Annotated in this window: 15 protein-coding genes and 1 pseudogene; 6 read left to right on the top strand and 10 right to left on the bottom strand. The window is 57.6% G+C overall.

Annotated features, from left to right (window positions below; translation table 11 throughout):
* Positions 1–67 precede the first annotated feature (67 nt).
* Complete coding sequence (locus ASD73_RS19610) at positions 68–1,642, top strand: tetratricopeptide repeat protein (protein WP_235534611.1); 1,575 nt, start codon at positions 68–70, stop codon at positions 1,640–1,642.
* Positions 1,639–2,436: a WecB/TagA/CpsF family glycosyltransferase gene (locus tag ASD73_RS22500; protein ID WP_082521697.1), complete on the top strand. Its 798-nt coding sequence runs from the start codon at positions 1,639–1,641 to the stop codon at positions 2,434–2,436. Before ASD73_RS19610 ends, ASD73_RS22500 begins: the two co-directional genes overlap by 4 nt.
* Here ASD73_RS22500 and ASD73_RS19600 read toward each other — a convergent pair.
* Positions 2,396–3,559: a glycosyltransferase family 2 protein gene (locus ASD73_RS19600; protein WP_056375095.1), complete on the bottom strand. Its 1,164-nt coding sequence runs from the start codon at positions 3,557–3,559 to the stop codon at positions 2,396–2,398. The genes ASD73_RS22500 and ASD73_RS19600 overlap by 41 nt on opposite strands.
* A gap of 144 nt (positions 3,560–3,703) precedes the next feature.
* On the opposite strand from ASD73_RS19600, the gene ASD73_RS19595 reads away from it, so the two are divergent.
* Entirely contained in the window at positions 3,704–4,660 is a 957-nt protein-coding gene (locus ASD73_RS19595) for a UDP-glucuronic acid decarboxylase family protein (RefSeq protein WP_056375093.1), read from the top strand.
* Here the strand turns inward: ASD73_RS19595 and ASD73_RS19590 are convergent.
* The 4 genes from ASD73_RS19590 to xrtV all read right to left on the bottom strand — a co-directional run bounded on the left by ASD73_RS19590 (position 4,649) and on the right by xrtV (position 8,401).
* Positions 4,649–5,743 carry a glycosyltransferase family 4 protein gene (locus ASD73_RS19590; protein ID WP_056375091.1) on the bottom strand — a complete coding sequence of 365 codons (1,095 nt, stop codon included), beginning with the start codon at positions 5,741–5,743 and terminating at the stop codon, positions 4,649–4,651. The two genes, ASD73_RS19595 and ASD73_RS19590, sit on opposite strands and share 12 nt — an antisense overlap.
* A 204-nt stretch (positions 5,744–5,947) precedes the next feature.
* Complete coding sequence (locus tag ASD73_RS19585) at positions 5,948–6,787, bottom strand: hypothetical protein (RefSeq protein WP_056376131.1); 840 nt, start codon at positions 6,785–6,787, stop codon at positions 5,948–5,950.
* 4 nt (positions 6,788–6,791) lie between these two features.
* A complete protein-coding gene (epsI, locus tag ASD73_RS19580; RefSeq protein WP_056375087.1) occupies positions 6,792–7,496 on the bottom strand; it encodes an exosortase-associated protein EpsI, V-type in 705 nt (234 codons plus the stop codon).
* Positions 7,493–8,401 carry an exosortase V gene (gene xrtV, locus ASD73_RS19575; RefSeq protein ID WP_082521696.1) on the bottom strand — a complete coding sequence of 303 codons (909 nt, stop codon included), beginning with the start codon at positions 8,399–8,401 and terminating at the stop codon, positions 7,493–7,495. The genes epsI and xrtV overlap by 4 nt, the downstream gene beginning before the upstream one ends.
* Before the next feature lie 184 nt (positions 8,402–8,585).
* Here xrtV and ASD73_RS23335 point away from each other — a divergent pair, with 184 nt between their 5' ends.
* Entirely contained in the window at positions 8,586–9,596 is a 1,011-nt protein-coding gene (locus ASD73_RS23335) for a cell wall hydrolase (RefSeq protein WP_082521695.1), read from the top strand.
* Positions 9,597–9,685: 89 nt separating this feature from the next.
* Here ASD73_RS23335 and ASD73_RS23330 read toward each other — a convergent pair.
* The 3 genes and pseudogenes from ASD73_RS23330 to ASD73_RS22485 all read right to left on the bottom strand — a co-directional run.
* Positions 9,686–10,108 (bottom strand): annotated as a pseudogene (locus ASD73_RS23330) (CAP domain-containing protein); the annotation flags it as partial.
* A 128-nt stretch (positions 10,109–10,236) separates the two neighbouring features.
* Complete coding sequence (locus ASD73_RS23325) at positions 10,237–10,914, bottom strand: L,D-transpeptidase (RefSeq protein WP_082521693.1); 678 nt, start codon at positions 10,912–10,914, stop codon at positions 10,237–10,239.
* Positions 10,899–11,501 (bottom strand): PEPxxWA-CTERM sorting domain-containing protein, encoded by a 603-nt coding sequence (locus tag ASD73_RS22485; protein ID WP_162256178.1) that lies wholly within the window; start codon positions 11,499–11,501, stop codon positions 10,899–10,901. The genes ASD73_RS23325 and ASD73_RS22485 overlap by 16 nt, the downstream gene beginning before the upstream one ends.
* Positions 11,502–12,041: 540 nt before the next feature.
* Here ASD73_RS22485 and ASD73_RS19555 point away from each other — a divergent pair.
* Both ASD73_RS19555 and ASD73_RS19550 read left to right on the top strand, forming a co-directional pair.
* Positions 12,042–12,722 carry a helix-turn-helix domain-containing protein gene (locus ASD73_RS19555; RefSeq protein ID WP_082521692.1) on the top strand — a complete coding sequence of 227 codons (681 nt, stop codon included), beginning with the start codon at positions 12,042–12,044 and terminating at the stop codon, positions 12,720–12,722.
* 343 nt (positions 12,723–13,065) lie between these two features.
* A complete protein-coding gene (locus ASD73_RS19550; protein ID WP_162248174.1) occupies positions 13,066–14,088 on the top strand; it encodes an acyltransferase family protein in 1,023 nt (340 codons plus the stop codon).
* Between the two features lie 771 nt (positions 14,089–14,859).
* On the opposite strand, the gene ASD73_RS22480 is transcribed toward ASD73_RS19550, so the two are convergent.
* Complete coding sequence (locus ASD73_RS22480) at positions 14,860–15,510, bottom strand: helix-turn-helix domain-containing protein (protein WP_082521691.1); 651 nt, start codon at positions 15,508–15,510, stop codon at positions 14,860–14,862.
* Positions 15,511–16,437: 927 nt separating this feature from the next.
* Positions 16,438–17,073 carry a PEPxxWA-CTERM sorting domain-containing protein gene (locus tag ASD73_RS22475; protein ID WP_082521690.1) on the bottom strand — a complete coding sequence of 212 codons (636 nt, stop codon included), beginning with the start codon at positions 17,071–17,073 and terminating at the stop codon, positions 16,438–16,440.
* Positions 17,074–17,663 lie beyond the last annotated feature (590 nt).

Genomic DNA, 17,663 nt, shown 5'->3' with positions numbered 1-17,663 from the left:
CGTTGATCTTTATAAGGTGACCCATGGTCTTTGGCTACCTCATTAACCCTCGGAATTCCGGCTTATGATGGGTCAAATCAATCCGAAAGCGCCCCGTCATGGGACATTGATACTTGCGTGTGCCTTAACATTTTCAGCGGCGCTTGCCGCATGCGGGCGCTCTGACGCTGCTGCGGCCGAGGAGGCGTTGCAGGCACAGTCACTCTTGGAACAGCGCCGTTTCGGGGAGGCCCGCCTTGCAATCAATGATGCCATAGCGATGCGCGACGATGAGCCGCAGTTTCACATTCTCCGCGGGCGAATTGAAATGGCCGCCGGCTCCGTGCCCGGTGCCTATGACGCGTACAGCAATGCCATGTCGCTCGATCCCACGAACATCGAGGCGCTGCAGGCGGTTTCGCAACTGGGCCTGCAGACTGGAAATCTGCGCGAATCTCTCGAGGCAACCGATGCGATCCTGTCGCTGACCCCGGATGATCCGCAGGCCCTCTTGATGCGCGGTCTTCATGCGGTAATCCGCAATCGGTTCGCCGAGGCGGACGGCTACGCCGATAAAATTCTTTCCCGCGATCCGAACAACGAAGGCGGGGTCATTTTAAAGGCGCGCGTAGCCGTTCGAAAAGGTGAACCGGCCAGCGCGCTTAGGGTCTTGGCCGCCTATGGCGCCTCGAAGCCCGAAACCGTCGGGGTGGTCATGACCAGGCTGGAGATATACCGCATCATGCGCGATGCGCCGGGAATGCGAAGCCAGTTCGCCCTCTTGCAGACGCTTGCGGCCGACAATCGGGACGTGCAGCTCGACGAAGCAAATTTCGCATTCAAGGACGGACGCCCGCAAGAAGCTCTGAGGCTGGTCACGGGTTTGCTTGCCGATCCGAAATTGCCGGTGAAGCAGCTCCCGGCGGTCTTGGCGGTGATGCGCGAATATGCCCCCGACGGACCGGAGGATAAAAATGTGGCTCTCGTAAGCCAGACCGGGGCAAAGCCGGCTAGGCTGGCTCTGGCGGAATTCCTCATAGATCGCGCGAAAGCCGCGAGCGCGCGCATCCTGCTTGACGGGTTCAGCGGAGAAGACCGTTCGGCTTTGGAGGCGAGTATCGCAGCGCGGGAAGGCCGCTGGGAAGAAGCGATCGGGCTGGCCGGGCAGGTTCTGGACAAGGACAAGACCCATTGCCTGGCGCTGACCGTGCAGGCCGAGGCGCAGCTGCAAAAAAACGATCTGTCAGGAGCACTGAGGTCGGCACAGGTCGCTGTGACCCAATGCCCTACCCAAGAACGGGCTTGGGCGCTGGCCGCGCGCATTTACGAACGTCGTGACGATTTCGAGAATGCGCGCCGTCTATGGCGACAGGGCGTGAAGGAGAATTCTCAGAACGCACGCATTAATAAGGCATATGTTGACTGGTTGTTAAGGACAGGGCAGGAACGCGAAGCACTTGCGGTTTCTCGGCGCTTGACGCGCGCAGCGCCCGCGCTTCTGAGTGGCTGGAGACTTTATAATGATGTTTGCACGCAATTGAAGCAAGTATGCACTTCCGAGGCGCGGAAGGGTATCGCTAACGCAGCGACTCTTTATGGTGTCGATCTTCTGCCTGGTCAGGCGCCTCCCAATGGCCTTTTCGGCCGGATCGTTACGCGATGACGGGCGAAGGCGCGTTGCGCTGCGAGTTCTTGGGTTTGATGTTCGATCGCTGGTCGGCGGCGGCGGTGGCGGCGCGCATCCTCGATCTTGCTGACAGTGAGGCCTTCTCCTACGTCGTCACGCCCAATGTCGATCATATCGTGCAGTTGTTTAGGTCGGACAACCCGCAGAAAATCGCCAGCTACGAACATGCGACGCTATGTGTTTGCGACAGCCGTATTCTGCAGCGGTTGGCATCATGGTCCGGCTTGGACCTCCCGCTTGTGCGTGGAAGCGATCTAACTCGGGATTTGCTCGAGGAGGTGATCCCGTCAGGAAAGATTGCTGTTGTCGGAGGCGATCCTCAATTTCATCGCGACATTGCCTTGCGTTATCCACGTTTTGATTGGCAATTTCACCAGCCGCCTATGGGTGTTCGCCACAACGAAAAAGCGCGCATCGCAATCGCCGAATTTGTCGAAGCCAGCCGCGCTGATGTAGTCTTCTTCGTGATTGGAGCTCCCCAGAGCGAACTTGTTTGCTCTGAAATACTCGAACGCGGCCGCGCGCGGGGTGTTGCCCTTTGCGTTGGCGCGTCGCTCGCGTTTCTCACCGGAGCGAAAACGCGCGCGCCGCTTTGGATGCAACGTGCAAGCTTGGAATGGCTCTTCAGACTATTGAGTGAACCCCGCCGACTGTGGCGCCGTTACCTTATCGACGGTCCTGAAATATTTGTGATTTGGCGGCGCTGGCGGCGGGAAAAGTCTGCTCGCCTCAGCGCTGTGTCCGGTTCCAGTCTTTCTGGTTACGAGTGAAGAAACCGATATAGATCGGGATCTTCCAGATTATGTATAAGGGTATGCGCAGGAGGTCTGCAAAGGGCAGCACTGCCCTTCCGTAATACCACCAACTGACAAGAAGCATCACGCCGGAGAAGGCAAATGCGCTTCCGCCAACTGTGAGCGGTATCCAGTGGCCCGTCGAGAAGCCGACTGCTGCCGCAATCGCCAGACCGGTGCCAGACAAAAGCATGAGGAGCGCTAGCGGCGGAACAAGCAGATGGGCTCCCAATGTCGTCAGGTTCCGTGAAGGTTTAACAAGACCCTCTAACAACAGCGGCAGGCCTTTGGTCGCCGCCGTGCGCAAGAAACCATGCTCCCAACGGCTGCGCTGTGCGCGGCTGCTATCGATCGGCGCTGCGCTGCTCGTGACCTGGGCGCGATCATCAAGGTCGACGGGAACCCCCTGTCGGGCGAGCCACAAACCGAGGCTGAGGTCTTCGACTGCGTCTCCGGTCGCGAGCGGGAGCCGAGCGAAGAGCGGCCAGCAGAAAGCCATGCCGGTTCCGAAGAGCATCGCGCCGCCGCCCAGCCGCTTCAGTCCGCGGGCGCGCACAAGATTCTTGACGAGCATCGCAAAATTCGAAACGGCGACAAGCGGCGACGCTTGATCGGAGGTCAGCAAGTTGGAAGCTTGCACGGGCCGCCCATGCACTAGCGTGCGCAAGGCGAGCCTCTCCGCGCTGCCATGAGCGAGGCGGCAGTCCGCGTCGATGATAATCACAGCTTCCGGCGGAGCTTGCTCAAGAACATCGCGCCCGAACGCCAGAGCAAAACCTTTTCCGCGACGGTCCGGGTCGTCCCGTACGGCGACCGTCGCGCCCGCTTGCCGCGCAAGCTCTGCGGTATCATCATCGCAATTGTCAGCGACGACCAATATCTCTGCTGTCGGCGCTGTCACCTTTAGTGCGCTGACGGTCTCGGTTATCCCCCCGCTCTCGTTGTGCGCGGGGATCAGGATGGCAATCCGTCTCGGCCTATCGAAACCTGTCCAGCCTTCATCTGGGAGCGGACGGAGTCCGAAAGCCAATTCGGTACCCAGATAGACCAGCGAAAAGGTAAGAGGCAGCATTACGAGCCACGCCAGAGACACGATCATTGGGATGCTAACCTTTCACCGGGTTGCTCCATCCGTAAGAATGTCGCCCGCAGCTGTCTCAAATTGCTCCTCATTTAACATCGTCCCTATGCATTCACCTGCTCGGAGTCTAGGAAGGCTGCGAACATTTAGGGGGTTTTCACAATGGCGCGCGAATATTTCTCGGCTCGCAGGGTGCTGGTTACCGGCGGCGCAGGGTTTGTCGGATCGCATCTTATCGACCGATTGATCGCCGCGGGCGACGAGGTGCTGTGCGTCGATAATCTGTTCACTGGCGCAAAGGCAAATATTGCCCATCTGCTCGGGCATCCCCGGTTCGAATTTCTTCGCCATGATGTCTGCCTCCCACTTTTTGTGGAAGTCGATGCAATTTTCAATTTGGCGTGCCCGGCCTCGCCAATCCATTATCAGCATGATCCGGTGCAGACGACGAAAGTTTCGGTCATCGGCTCAATCAATATGCTTGGCTTGGCTAAGCGAATTAAAGTTCCAATTCTCCAGGCTTCCACGAGCGAAGTCTATGGGGATCCGACGCAGCATCCGCAGACGGAAAGCTATTGGGGCAACGTCAATCCGATCGGTTTGCGCAGCTGTTACGACGAGGGCAAGCGCTGTGCCGAGACGCTGTTTTTCGATTATCACAGGCAGCATGGAATTGACGTGAAGGTCGCGCGCATCTTCAATACGTATGGCCCGCGAATGCACCCGTCCGACGGCCGCGTGGTTTCCAACTTCGTGATGCAGGCATTACGTGGTGAGGACATCACCATCTTCGGAGATGGTTCGCAGACCCGAAGCTTCTGTTATGTCGATGATCTCGTCGAAGGGCTTTTGCGGCTCATGGACTCTCGCGATGGTTTCACAGGACCTGTGAATATCGGCAATCCTGTAGAATTCACGATTCGAGAACTTGCCGAGTTGGTCATCGAGATGACGGGCGCGCGGTCGCAACTGGTACAGCGGCCCTTGCCTTCGGATGATCCGACCCAGCGCAAGCCTGACATATCGCTTGCCCGTGCAGAGCTGGATTGGGAGCCGTCGATCGCGTTGCGCGAAGGCTTGGTAAAGACCATCGACTATTTTAGGCAGCTAGCGAACTGACGCTCGCCGGGTGAGAAGATTTCCAATGAAATCGCGGTACTGATCTGCAATGGTAGGCCAGGAAAAGCGGTCGATGCCGTCAGGGTGGGCGCCGCGTAGTGACCCACGAGCCAGCGCGGCGCGCAACATGTTGACAAGCGCGGGCTGATTTTCCGTGTCGCATAGAAATTCAGCGCCCGCGCCAAGAATCCAGCGTAGTCGGTCGCTGTCGTGACCGACCACCGGCAGTCCGCTCGCCCAAGCTTCGATGAAGACATTGCCGAATGATTCCAGCAGAGACATGTGCAGAAACGCATCGGCCGAGCGGTAGAGCATTGGCATATCCGCCGCAGCCAGGCTGAGCCGCTTGAAGCGGCCAGGAAGGAGCGCGTCAGCGAGGGCCTGGCCTTCGTCACGAAGAGGGCCATCGCCAGCGACAACAAGAAAGGCATCATCGAGTTTTGCGACCGCGCGAATGGCGTCCATCACCCGCTTGGTCGCTATGAAGGCGCTGACCATCAAGATGATCGGCCGATCCGCCGGAAGGCCAAAACGAGCACGATCAGCAGGGCCAGGGTGAAACCGCGATAGGTCGGCACCATTCGGTATCAGCGCGCAATTCCATTGCTGCTGATTGCGAGTCAAATAATCGGGATTGGTGCACACGAGACCGTCGCACGCAAAGGTGCGATATTCGGAATTCGATGCAAAGGCCGGCCAGTCCCCGTTCTGGGTGACGAAAATCTGCAAGGGCTTCGCAGCCGAAGGGCGTCTTAACGCCCAATGCGTGAACGGAAAGGAGCAGGTTACGACTGCATCGTAAGCGGCGGGCGCGTAAACCGCGAGCAACCCCGGTGCAAAACTGGCATCCTCCCAAGCTGTCTCGCTGCGGAATGGCGGCAATTGAGGGAAGCGCTCAAAGCGTTCGCGTCGTATCGCTGGCACATGCCTAAATTTATACGCGACGTCTGGTCGGTCGTCGCCAGAGCCCATAACCGTGACGTCCTCACCATCGCGTGCGAGCGCATCGGCTACTGATAGGAGGGCGACCTCCGCGCCGCGATCGTAGCGGTGGAAGCCTGGTAGTGCGAATAACAGTCTCATATCTGTTCCATACTCCGTTGGCCGCTACCGCTGTTGCACCGGGCCCGCATGAACGATCGCAACCCGTCGGCTGTCCAACCGCTTACGGCAGGCGCTCGTTTTGAAGCAGAGCGTTAATGTCGCGGGCAACAGGCGAGGGGGCAGGGTAGCCGCCCTTAGATCCGACCGTCCTGAAATCTCCACCTGTGGAGCACTCCCCAGGTCTCATTTTTTGGTCGGGCTACCCTTTGGAGCCGCCGGGGCGAAGCCGGGCTGATACTGAATTTCCGCACTGGTCCGGCTTTGTTTCAGCCGCTGCTGCATCGTCTCGCTCAACTGCTTGTTGCGAAGAGCCTGGACGGCGAGCGGACGCGCATTCGCGGCGGGAATAGGCTCGGCTCGCTCGCCGGTCACGACGCCAACCGTGACGACGCCATTCTCCGGAACCACAAATGGTTCACCCGCGGGCAAAGCGCGAATCTGTTGTAGACGTTGCTGACCGAGCGCAGCGGAATCTATCTGCGTCGTATCCCGGCGAAACTCTATCCCCCTCTGTTTGAGGCGAGCTGCGACGGCCTCCATCGAATGATCGCTCTCGAGCGCCTTCAGCTGGTCCACATTCTTCGGCATCGCGAACTGAATCCGATCGACAGTCAATATCTTCCGCTCAGAGAACATCACGGGATTTTCCGCAATGAACTTGTCGATTTCTTGCTCGCCAGGGACTTTCAGAGCGCGTTCAGCGCGCTGACCCATGAGCTGGACCAGAAGCGCGTCGCGCAATTGGCGTTCCCGCAGAAGATAATCAGAGGTCTTGTCGAGTTCGTCGTCTCGCGCGGCCTGGGCGAGCAGTCGCCGTTCGACGATCCTCTGGAGGGCAGCCTGTTGTACGACCTTCTTATCGATACCTTCCGGGATCGGAGTGCTGCCCAGTTCGGCATTGATTTCCTGAAGGGTAATTTCTTCCCCATTGACGACGGCCGCGACCTGTCCGGTCGCTTCCTTGTCGCACGCCGAGAGCGAAAGTGCGACCAATGCGCAGGTGAAGCTGATTGTCCGGTTCATTGCCTTATCCTCTTGGGTCTTGTCCCAGGAGCAAGCGCTGCATCCGTGGGTTCGAGCTTTCGATAAATTGGCTTGAGAAACCTGCCAGGAGTGGCTCCGCCTGTCGCTGGTCAATACCCAAGGCGGAGACCCGCATCATCATACCGTCGGGGACTTCTCCCGCCAGATTGGCGCGCATGACAGCTACGCGTTGCTCTATCCACTTTCGCGGATACGCAGTTCCGAGCCGGGTGAAATAGGCAACCTGTTCGACGCGACCGGGCGCCGAGGCGGTGAACATGTTGGCTGGAACGACCTGACCGGCCCCATTAAGCGTGATGTCCCGAGTGGCGCTGAGTTCGAAGCCGCCGACAGGATAACAGACTTCGGGGCGGTGAACCTGAAGCACGCCATCCTGCGCATTGTTGTAGGCAAGGAGTAGCATCACGGCTGGAAGGTTGGGCGCTACATAGACGCGGGTCACCAGATTATCGTAAAGGCGGTCGCGCAGCGTATCAGGTGGCGGGAGAACAACGCCACTTTGCGACACCGTTTTCCAGTCCCCAAACGCGGACGGAACCCAACTCTCAAAATCCTTCTCAGGAACTACGGGATGAGCGATCGCCGGCTGTCGCGCATATGCGAACCCGGAGGCGCCAGCGAGAACCGCGCCCAAAAGCATGTTACGCCGGGAGAGCTTGGGCGCGGACAAGCGTGCGTCTTCACTCATGCAGCGGCCCTTTCCGTTTTGCCGACATAACGGTCCCAGACGGGCTTCAGCAATGTATCGAGAGCGAAAATCGAAATTAGCGCTATCCCGAACATCAAGATCCCAGCAAAATTATGCAGAAACCCCTGAGCGGCGGCTTCGCCGGCATGATATGTCAGCAGAATCAGGATGAGGACGCGAAAGAAATTCGCGACCAAGGCCACGGGAATGATGAAGAGGACGAGCAACAAGGCATATTGCCAACGCGCTTGGTGACGCATGTAAATATAGAAAAGTGAGATCGCCGAAAGCGATATGATTGAGTTGATCCCGGAACATGCCGCTGCAACGAGCAACTCATACTGGCCAATATAGATTCTGACGCCTTCGCCGCCGATCGGGTAGCCGAGCAGGCTCAAAAACCAGATCGCCGCTTCAGAAAGCCACATCTTCATCGGAACCGTGACGACTGCCACAAAGGTGTCCGGCGGGGGGAATATGAAGGCGAGATAGAATAGCGGAAACCAGAGGCGCTTCATCACTTCCAGGCCGACTAGACTATAGAGCACCACGAGCAACGTGAAGTACATCAGATAGCCTTCAAGTTCGACGATCTGGGTGATGCGCGCAAATATCTCTAGAGGGACGAGGATGGCTAGGAGGACCCACACGGAGGTCGATGGCGCAGGAGTCGCTATCTCCTTGGTCTCTTTCCACTGGCGAAAGAGCAGCCACAGCCCGGTCACGAGGACGATCGGACCATGCGCCCCTTCTTCGCCCGTCCAGGACTGACGCACCACGAACATCATCGTCGGAATGCAGAACAAGGCAACGCCGAGCGCCAACGCGATCGATCCGAGCGGAATCGCTCGGGAGGCGGGCCCCGGCATGTCTGACATGATCTTGGCGTCGGCGGCAGTGGCCATTAACTACTCGATTATTGAAGAATGTAAGTCCGAATAGACGAAACTGGTCTTCATGCCAATGTCGCTGATGTTGTAAAACGTTTCACGGCGGGACAATTATGCCGGGCCGTCGAGCGACTATGGACCGCGGACTTGCTTTGGCATAGCAGCGTTTTTTTCCGTGTTTGGAACAGCCCCGGATAAGATGGACCATACAGCAAACCAAAAACGGCGGGACCGTCGCCAAGCTTTGGGCGTCCTGGCGGTTTCCGTCGCGGCGCTCGGGCTTGTGTTTGCCTTCTGGTGGCTGCTTGCGGAGGGTGCCGGGCACGGGAGATTGACGCCGGCGGACATTCGCAAGCGGGCGGAGGCAGCTAAACAAGTGCCGCCGACTGTGGCGCCCCAAGACTATAAGCCGCTTTCGCCCGACGCCGCAGTTGCCGAAAACGCTTCATTGCCTTTCTCGATGGCGCCGATCGAGAGTGCGCCGCCGCTCGTGGTGCCGCTCAATGCGTCTGCCTTCGCGGAGCGCCGGTCGGCGATGGACTGCCTGACTGCGGCAATTTACTATGAGGCGGCGCAAGAGTCCGAGACGGGCAAGCGTAGCGTCGCCCAAGTAATTTTGAATCGAGCGCGCCATCCCGCCTTTCCAGACAGCATTTGTGGGGTGGTCTATCAAGGCTCGGAACGGCGAACAGGATGCCAGTTCACTTTCACCTGTGACGGAAGCCTCGCGCGGAAGCCGTCGCGCGCAGGGTGGGATGCTGCAAGGCGTATCGCCCTTGCGGCACTGTCGGGATATGTCGAGCGCAGCGTCGGAATGGCAACCCACTATCACGCGGATTATGTCGTACCGTACTGGGCCCCGTCACTTGCAAAAATTGCGCAAGTCGACCATCATATTTTTTATCGGTGGTCCGGAGGATGGGGGCGACGCGCCGCTTTCAATCAGTCAGTGAGCCAGGAACAATTGCTGGACGACCAGCCGCAGATCGTCGGAACCGAGGATTTCGAAATGAACCCAGTGATGCCTGAACCTCTGACGGGCGTGCTGCCGTCAAAATCGCGGATCGCTGCGGACGAAGCGGCTGGCGCGCTGGCCGATGGCGATAAACCGGTCCTTCCGGCACCTGGGCCATTGCCCTCGATCAGGGCCGATGCGGCGCCCGCAAAACCTGCCGCCGATACCGCTAAGGGCAGCCTGAGGCTCGACTGACCGGTCCGGGCGATGGCGAGTGACTTCTGCAAGTCCTGCCCGAACGGGTCACGGCCTCTCACATTTCCCGGCTCGCTGTATCGACAGACAAGGATCTCCTCGCCGCCCTTATCACTTAAGCCGCAACCGACCGCGCCTGAGCGAGCCCATATGAGCTGAGTATAATGAGAAACGTCCTGTGGTCGTCCAGTCTGGCTGTTCGCCGGAAAAACGCCGCGAACAAAATGCTTCTTTTCCGAGATCCAGAGGTCAACCATGGTTTCTGGTCGAAAAGCGCCCGGTGTGCCGCCCCAGATATTCTCGCCCTCCAATGGACGACCGGGAATGTTCGGGGAATGCTCAAATTTTCCTGTTTCCGAGAGATGGTCCGCCCAAGCCTGCGCCCGCTGCGCCAAGTCCGGGCTCCAGCTCAGCGCGGGAACCCCTACGCTGGCGCGTTCGCGGTTATGACTGTCGAGTAGCCGATCATTAAGACCGCCCAGCCTTGGCTGAGCTCCACTAAGCAGCGCCATCGCGACTGCAAGAAAAGCGAGTTTCCTCGCCGTTTTGTTGAGCCGTTGCATACCAATTCCCCAAGATGCAGAGGAATGGTAACTTCGGAAGCACTAAGGCGGAGTGGTGTAATATGGTTAAAGCGCTATTAGGATTTGACGGTGGGCCGGCTCGCCGGCGTAGAAGTGGCGTCAGATCGAACGATCTGAACGACGTCGCCGATCTTGGCAGCGCTGAAAAGGAGGCGAGCGAATTCGACCGGCAAACCGACGCACCCGTGAGTGGCTCGTCGGCTCGACATCGGGCTTCCATGCAAGGCGACGCCTGTGTTGTTTATAAACATCGAGTAGGGCATCGGGGCATCATAGGCGCGCGAATGATAGTCGCGACTTTTTGTAAGAATTGGAAACCTCCCAGTCGGGGATTCCATGCTCTCAGCACCATAGACGACTACTGCCGTCCCGATTTCATGGCCGCCACGAAAGACGGAAATCATCTGGGTCCGAAGATCCACCCAGACCTTCAGCTCGCCGGCCGGGACGCCATCTTCATTCCATTTGAATTCACCGTGTCGCATGGCCCCTTCCGTCTTCAGCAGCGACTTGGTCCCAAGCGGAAGCAAGCCGGCCCTTACTGCCATGTTCAGCTCCGCGGGCGAGAGCGTTTCTCGGCCTAGTTGCAGCGACGGCGCTGAGGAAGGGATTCGCTCCTTGCCGACTGTCACCGAGGGGGCAATCAGCCCAGGAGTCGAGACGTCATTTCCAACAAACGCACCTGCAATTGCAGCAGGCACGATTAGAAATGCGACGATCAGGCTAGTTCGCATAGCGGGTTGCTCGGCGATCCCGCAGGAACGGGCTTCCTACGCCGCCGAAGAACGGCACCGCAGAAACCAAAACCGATCAACATCAGGGCCCATGTTCCCGGCTCAGGAACAGCCGCTACGGGCGGCTCTCCCCCGGGGTCTGTCGGGCCGCCAGGCGTGGGATTGCCCGGGTTAGGTCCGCCCGGAATTCCTCCCGGTCCGGAAGGCGCGACCGTGCTAATTCCGCCAGGAAAGCCAGAAGGAGTTCCGCCGCCGGGAGCGCCGATATCGCCAACAGGCAAAAGGCCGGATGGCACGGGCTCGCCTAACGCGAGCGGGCCTGGCGGATCGGGGAGGAGCTCCTTGATCGAATCTTCGGGCGGGGTATCGAATATTTTGCCAAGCGCGCGTTGATCGGGTTCGCCGTCATTGACACGGCGGCCGAAGAGCCGGTCCGCGAGCGATTTCTCTTTGCGTTCCTTGCCTTTGAGCAGGTTCGTTTCATCACGCTCGCCGGGCGAGCGATCGACAAAGCGGTTCAGCACATCCGTGGTTTGAGCGAGCAGAGCTCCACCGTCGCCACCGAACGCAGGGATCGTGATCGACATGATTGCAAGTAGGAGCAAGGCGATAGCCATAGCGCCCACGCGAAGTCTCGAGCCCAGGAATGTCGTAATCGCTGCCATGACAGTTGGTTAGCCGATATATTACAACGAGTGAAGATTTTTGTTTCGAGGTGACGATCTGTGCGTCCCGATCAGGCACAGCCTTAGTGGACCATCCGAGCAGTACGGCTCCGATAGCGTCTCTCGTCGGCGATGCCATCAAGATATGGAACCCGAAAAATGCTAGAGAAACGGTGCAAAATTGTAGGCGATTGGCAGGGAAAAGCCGGATCGGCCTGCATCGCCCATTGGGCCGGAGAGGATGGGGCCCTCCAACGTAATCTCAGCTGAGCCGCCTGGAAGGTGGATCGATGTTATAATGTGTTAATTTGTAGAACTGAATCTGCATCGAGAAAACGGAGTGGCGGCCACGGTTCCACGGCAGAGTGGCTCGAGTCGGGGCGCGAGATCGGCGGATCAATCGGGAGCGCAAACTCGTTCTGGGTAAGGTTTTTTTAACCGTAAGGTCCGACTAAGCGGAATATGGCTATTTCGGCATATCTGGATGCGCTGGCAAACGGTCGCAAACGACGCACTGCACGGCGGAGACTTCATCTCAACGCCCAAGGCGCCCGCTCAAAGGGCGCCGATATCAAAGTGCTCATCCATAATATTTCAATGAGCGGCATGCTCATCGAGTGTGATGCTGAGCTTGCCGTTGATGATCGAATCGAAGTCGAACTTCCGCATGCGGGTGCAGTCGCGACGAACATTGTCTGGACAAGCGGCAAGCTGTTCGGCTGTCAGTTCGAAGCGCCGATTTCATCGGCAGCGCTGAGTGCGGCTCAGTTGCAGAGCGCGGCGGTCGGCGACGATCCCGACCTAGGTTTAGCGGGTCCGGAGGGAATTGGCGTTGTTTCCTCTGACGCCCGTTTTGGAGCGAACCTGAAGCGGTTGCGAATTGCGAAAGGGCTAAGCCAGGCTCGGGTCGCAGCCGATTTGGGGGTAAGTGGTCCATCGATTTCAGGCTGGGAGTCTGGGCGGGCACGGCCGAAGCATGACCGGCTTACATCTCTCGCGGCTTTGCTCGGAGTTCCGGTGGCTCAACTTCTCGTAGACCTCTCTACGGATCCGTCCGAGGAATTGATAAGCCAAGGACGTGAAAAAATCGCGCGCGCGACGGGCGCCAGCCCAAACAAGATCCGGATTTTCATCGAGGTTTGATGGCTCAATGCCGGGGCGAAATCGTCGCCACTACGAGAATGCGCAGCGATATGGGGTCAACATGTGCGCCGGAGCCCACAGAACCGATTTGTGAGACAAAATTGCGCGGGAGTGGATGCGCAATGGTTGGAAAGTTGTCTGCGGGGATTGGCGGGAGCTCCCTGCACTGATCGTGTCGCCTCCAATTTGATCGGCGCACATTTGTCGGCCCCCTCCGCGCGCTCGCGCTGTGACGGGACAAAGAGATATGAGACAGCAGGCTAATTCCGCGGAGCTGGGCGCGCGTTCCGGAGCGGCGCTTAAGCTGCTAGACATAGTTCTAAAACGGCTTAGCGTCGTGTCGATGCAGTCGACCCAGAACGTTGCGCCACTAAGGCACTTACCACTGCTGGATGGATGGAGAGCGCTCAGCATTACGCTTGTGCTGGTCGGGCATCTTCTTCCAGTCGGCCCTAGTCAGTGGGCCTTCAACGCTCCCACGGCGGCCACTGGTATGGTGATGTTCTTCACACTGTCAGGTTTCCTGATAACGCGTTTCCTGATCGAGGACGGAGATATTCGACGCTTCCTCGTGCGCAGGCTAATGCGAATTGTGCCCCTGGGCTGGCTTGGCATGTTTCTCGCATTTCTTGTGGCTGGCGACGCGAGCCTCGAAAAAATTGCTGGAAATCTTCTATTCTATGCAAATCTGCCTCCGTTCTTTCTCGTCGGTCCAGGCAGCCATTTTTGGAGCCTTTGTCTGGAGGTGCAATTCTATCTGTCGATCGCCATGCTGGTCGCGATCGGCGGCAAACGCGCACTATTTGCTATCCCGCTAGCCTGTGTCGCAATCACCTGTGCACGGCTATACTGGCATGAGCCCATGTCCATTGTGAGCTGGTTTCGCGCCGACGAGATACTTGCCGGTGCGACGCTAGCGCTCATTTATGAAGGTTGGTTTGGGGACCGCGCTCGAAAATTTGTTGCCCATTTCAATTTGTTTTTATTGGCACCGCTTCTGTTTGCCAGTGCCGACCTGCGAACGGGCTTCCTCCCTTTTTTGAGACCTTATATCTCAGCCCTGATGATCGGAGCATCTTTGTACAACGCGCCGTTGTGGCTGCGGCAGATTTGTCAATGGCGCGCCGTTGTTTACACGGCTCAGACGTCTTACGCGCTGTACGTGTTCCACGGGATATTCGCAAATACCTGGCTCGGCTCGGGCGACGCTCTGATCAAATATGCCAAGCGCCCGCTACTTTTTGCCGCTACAGTGGCTTTCGCTCATCTCTCCACTTTTCGCTACGAGAGGTATTGGAACATCATGGCGAAGCGACTGACGACCCAAGCGAGAAACGCTACGGATCCCGGCCTAGTTCCGCGGTAGATGATCGCGCCTTAGCGGCACCCGGAGCAACCAAACGCCTTATCGCCGGCGTCCAACGTGCTCCGGCAGGTCATTATCACTGTCGCGACATATGCAGGCTTCGTTTATCTGGCCTTAGTCATGGACGGTTATGCCCGCTAAATCGTGGTTGGCGGGTTGGCGGGTTGGCGGGTTGGCGGCAGGGCGCATGCGAGCTTCGTCCGGAATCCCCTGCGGCGCTTCAGCCGCTCCGGCGGCACCGGCTTGCTCCTGGCTCCGGAAGCGCTATCGTTGGTGGAGCGTCACACGTACTCCGCGGCGAGGAGTACGTGTGAAGAAAATTTAGTCTGGAAACGACTGTACGGCGCGCTCGGCTATCCAAATGATCGCTATGGGGACAGATATGACGATGACCATTTTTAACCACGCGGCGTAGACGTTTTCAGAAGATGCCTTTGGAAAAATATCTTTGTGTCTCGCCATTCTATAAATAGAGGCGAGGAAGATTCCCGAAATCAGGCTAAGTATAAACGGACTCATCGGTGAACTTGTCCTGTTGCATTTTCTGAAGAATATTAAAGTATTTACATGGTGATACTTATATTGAATATCGAAAGTGTGCAAGCTGGCGCTTAATCGAAGGGCGACCGGAGCTACTCTCTAACGGTCCACAGCGGATCGTCGCATTAAAAGGCAGTTCTATTTGATTGCCTAGGGGTAAAATGGCTAGAATCCTCATAGGTGCTTCAGAGTGCAGTCTCGCGCGAACAACACAGTCTTCTAAACCCGATATCAGTGGTCGATTTGAATTCTGACGCGACTTTCGCTGACGCGAGCAGTGTTGGCGATGATTTCGCGAGCGTTCGCGATCTGGGCGAGCAAATTATTCTCTTCGGGCCGACCCAGCAATTCGGCTAGGCTGACATCCAAGAGGTGCGCCAGCGCAGTCATACGTAGCGGTTTAGGGCGTGTCCTGTTCAACTCCCAACCGCAAACTGCGGCGTCGCTAACACCCATCAGTCTGGCTAGCTCTCTCTGGGTCATGGTTTTAGCCAGGCGAAGTCGCTGCACGCGAAGACCGAAACTTTCCCTATGTCGCGCTGTTGCGGCGGCAGCGCCCGGTCCCACTGCCACAGCAGCTTGCAGGCGTGCTGCACCTAATGAAATCCGGGATATCGGGATTGCGAAATCAAATCCCGCTAAACGGCCGCTGACCCAGGCGACATGGGCTCTCGCGGCGCCGCTATGTGGAAGTTTAACGTCAACAGGATTTCCTAGTTCAAATGGCGCGTCGCCCTCCAGCACGAGACCCCATTCAGAGATATTATGTACGGTGACTTCAATCTCACCGTCCTTAGCTTTTGTACCTGGAAAACGCATGCGGGTCTCGCAGCGCTCTCTGCTAGGTTCAGCGACTCTTTCAATATAGGCAATGACGGTCATGATGCCCCATCTACGAGCGTTGACTCCGCTTTGAAACGCAGTGCTCTATCACCGTGGCATTTATGTGAGAGCCGTGTGGTGGAAATGCTGTGTGTATGTTGATATTTCATCGGCGCGGGATCCGCTCCCTTTTTACGCATCCGGATGATGTCAAAGTATAACAGGATGCGCATCTCGCGTTAAGGCCCCGCCGAACTCTAATTCGCCTTTAGGTGCTACCAAAGTGTTCCATATTGGAAAATGGAATCGACAGAAGCCGATGAACCTTGCGTCCGCGCTAACTGACGTAACGACCCGAACATTGGATCGCGGCAGCTGAGCGGGCTTTTCGGCAGGCTTCGGTGTTACGCGAAATTAGGGCAATAGATTAATGGCGGCAGCCATCGAGCCGGTAAAACGGATTGTTCGGTTCGCCGAGCTCGATTGCGCGGCCCCACTGGCGCCTGCGACGACATCTACCTCGCGGCCGCAGTCCAGAACCTCAGCAAAATGGCTAGGATCATCCCCATCCCAAAGATCGTCATGGCTGAACAGTGAGATGCTATTTTCGGACAGCTCCCATGCCGGAAGGAATTGAGTTGCGACGCGGCGGATTATCGGGCGAAGTGAGACGTGCGAGATGCGCACGTTTCCGAGGATGAGATGGCGGCCTAATTCGTGCTATCGATCCTCGCAAAATCTCGAGGAAAAGGTTGCGATAGACGTTTCATCGTTTCGCCGCATCCCGCACGCTCCGTCTCCATGCGGAAGCCGTCAAGGCATCGCGGATGGGCTTTTGAGCTATTTTGAAGACGACATGGTAACTTCTTGCGAAGACATCTGATGCCCGTCGGGCATCTCGACCATTTGGTTTGGTGGTGCGCGAGCTGAATGCAAAGAGGCCGCGCCAGTGAAGCGCGGCCTCTTTATCAGAGATCGTTCTTTCGGTTAAGCAATCGAGAGACGAGTATCTTTTTTCCGGCGGCGCATTGCGAAGCCCGCACCAGCGAAGCCAAACATCATCATCGCCCACGTCGCCGGTTCAGGAACGGCAGCAACTGCGGGGGAGGCGTTTAGCCGGAACTGCGAAACATCGGACACCGTAGCGCCATTGCCAAATGACATCGTAACGCTGGAGAATGTACCGTTGAAAGCATTGTAAAAATTGCTTCCGTTCTTATCGAGCGCAAACGGCGACGTCACCACGCCGTCGCTGTCGCCGCCAGCGAACGTGAAAAATACATTTCCGTTCGACAGAGCGTCGATGTTAAATTCGAGCGCGCTGATAAGTCCGCTATCAATAGCAAATGTTAGCGGATTGTTCAGCACGCCGTCGACGGCCGCAACTCTCGCTTGCCCATTTGCAAGTCCGATCAGCTGTTCGGTCGATGAGAAAGTTACAGTGCCAGGAGCGTTATTCAAAGTTCCCGTTACCGATGTTCCCGGAGCGCCACTGTTTATGAGGACATTTGAATCAGGCTGGGCGGAACAGCCGCCCCCCAGGCAAATCGTAACAGCGGCCGAAGCCGGAGCAGCGGCGCTGAACAACGCGGCTGAAGCAATTAGAAATGCAATTTTGCGCATGGTCACGCTCCCTGTAACAAAAACGATGCGACCCGCTTTGTAAGTTTGTAGGCAGGCTTTAACACAAAGCGTAACTTCGAGTCGAGTCACCCGCTCGATCGGCAGTCCCGCTATGGGACATTATCTATTGACTGCGCCGCGGGGCCCATCACTGGGATTTCACATGCTTCATAGACAGCGAGATCCAATCCTGAGGCGAGGCAGTGAGCTACGTTGGAGGCAGGTTAAATGGAGCGACATGCGTTCATTTGTTCGCCGAAGACGGATCGCAAACCGACCGCGACAGTCAGCGCTGCAGGCCCCGAATGACGACGGTTCAAGCCTGCGGCGCCGGGAAAATACCCGGCGGCTTTTTGGTCAAATGCCGTGTCTCTAATACCGCCCACGCCGATGCCCGGGAGTTGAGAGAGCACGGGGGCTGCGGCACCGGTACGTCGCCTTGCTGTGCGATGGTATAGGTACAAGCGCTCGAGCGAGGCATCAGCTAGGGTGCGCAGTTCGTCGAAGCAAAATTTGAGCGCGGCACACGACCATATAGTCTGATGGCACCGAGAGCGGCTACCCACTGGACCACACGCCGTCGTGCGGGC

The organism is Sphingopyxis sp. Root154, assembly GCF_001427105.1.
Taxonomy (GTDB): Bacteria; Pseudomonadota; Alphaproteobacteria; order Sphingomonadales; family Sphingomonadaceae; genus Sphingopyxis.
Note: the sequence above shows the minus strand (reverse complement) of the source record. Positions and strands in the feature narration are given on the sequence as shown.

Coding starts and splice junctions, on each gene's coding strand:
- xrtV (WP_082521696.1), bottom strand. CDS start 8,401: ATGGCCACTGCCGCCGACGCCAAGATCATGTCAGACATGCCGGGGCCC.
- ASD73_RS22485 (WP_162256178.1), bottom strand. CDS start 11,501: ATGTCGATCACGATCCCTGCGTTCGGTGGCGACGGTGGAGCTCTGCTC.
- ASD73_RS19550 (WP_162248174.1), top strand. CDS start 13,066: ATGCAGTCGACCCAGAACGTTGCGCCACTAAGGCACTTACCACTGCTG.
- ASD73_RS19555 (WP_082521692.1), top strand. CDS start 12,042: ATGGCTATTTCGGCATATCTGGATGCGCTGGCAAACGGTCGCAAACGA.
- ASD73_RS22475 (WP_082521690.1), bottom strand. CDS start 17,073: ATGCGCAAAATTGCATTTCTAATTGCTTCAGCCGCGTTGTTCAGCGCC.
- ASD73_RS19600 (WP_056375095.1), bottom strand. CDS start 3,559: ATGATCGTGTCTCTGGCGTGGCTCGTAATGCTGCCTCTTACCTTTTCG.
- ASD73_RS19590 (WP_056375091.1), bottom strand. CDS start 5,743: ATGAGACTGTTATTCGCACTACCAGGCTTCCACCGCTACGATCGCGGC.
- ASD73_RS23325 (WP_082521693.1), bottom strand. CDS start 10,914: ATGCGAACTAGCCTGATCGTCGCATTTCTAATCGTGCCTGCTGCAATT.
- ASD73_RS19585 (WP_056376131.1), bottom strand. CDS start 6,787: ATGAACCGGACAATCAGCTTCACCTGCGCATTGGTCGCACTTTCGCTC.
- epsI (WP_056375087.1), bottom strand. CDS start 7,496: ATGAGTGAAGACGCACGCTTGTCCGCGCCCAAGCTCTCCCGGCGTAAC.
- ASD73_RS23335 (WP_082521695.1), top strand. CDS start 8,586: ATGGACCATACAGCAAACCAAAAACGGCGGGACCGTCGCCAAGCTTTG.
- ASD73_RS22500 (WP_082521697.1), top strand. CDS start 1,639: ATGACGGGCGAAGGCGCGTTGCGCTGCGAGTTCTTGGGTTTGATGTTC.
- ASD73_RS22480 (WP_082521691.1), bottom strand. CDS start 15,510: ATGACCGTCATTGCCTATATTGAAAGAGTCGCTGAACCTAGCAGAGAG.
- ASD73_RS19610 (WP_235534611.1), top strand. CDS start 68: ATGGGTCAAATCAATCCGAAAGCGCCCCGTCATGGGACATTGATACTT.
- ASD73_RS19595 (WP_056375093.1), top strand. CDS start 3,704: ATGGCGCGCGAATATTTCTCGGCTCGCAGGGTGCTGGTTACCGGCGGC.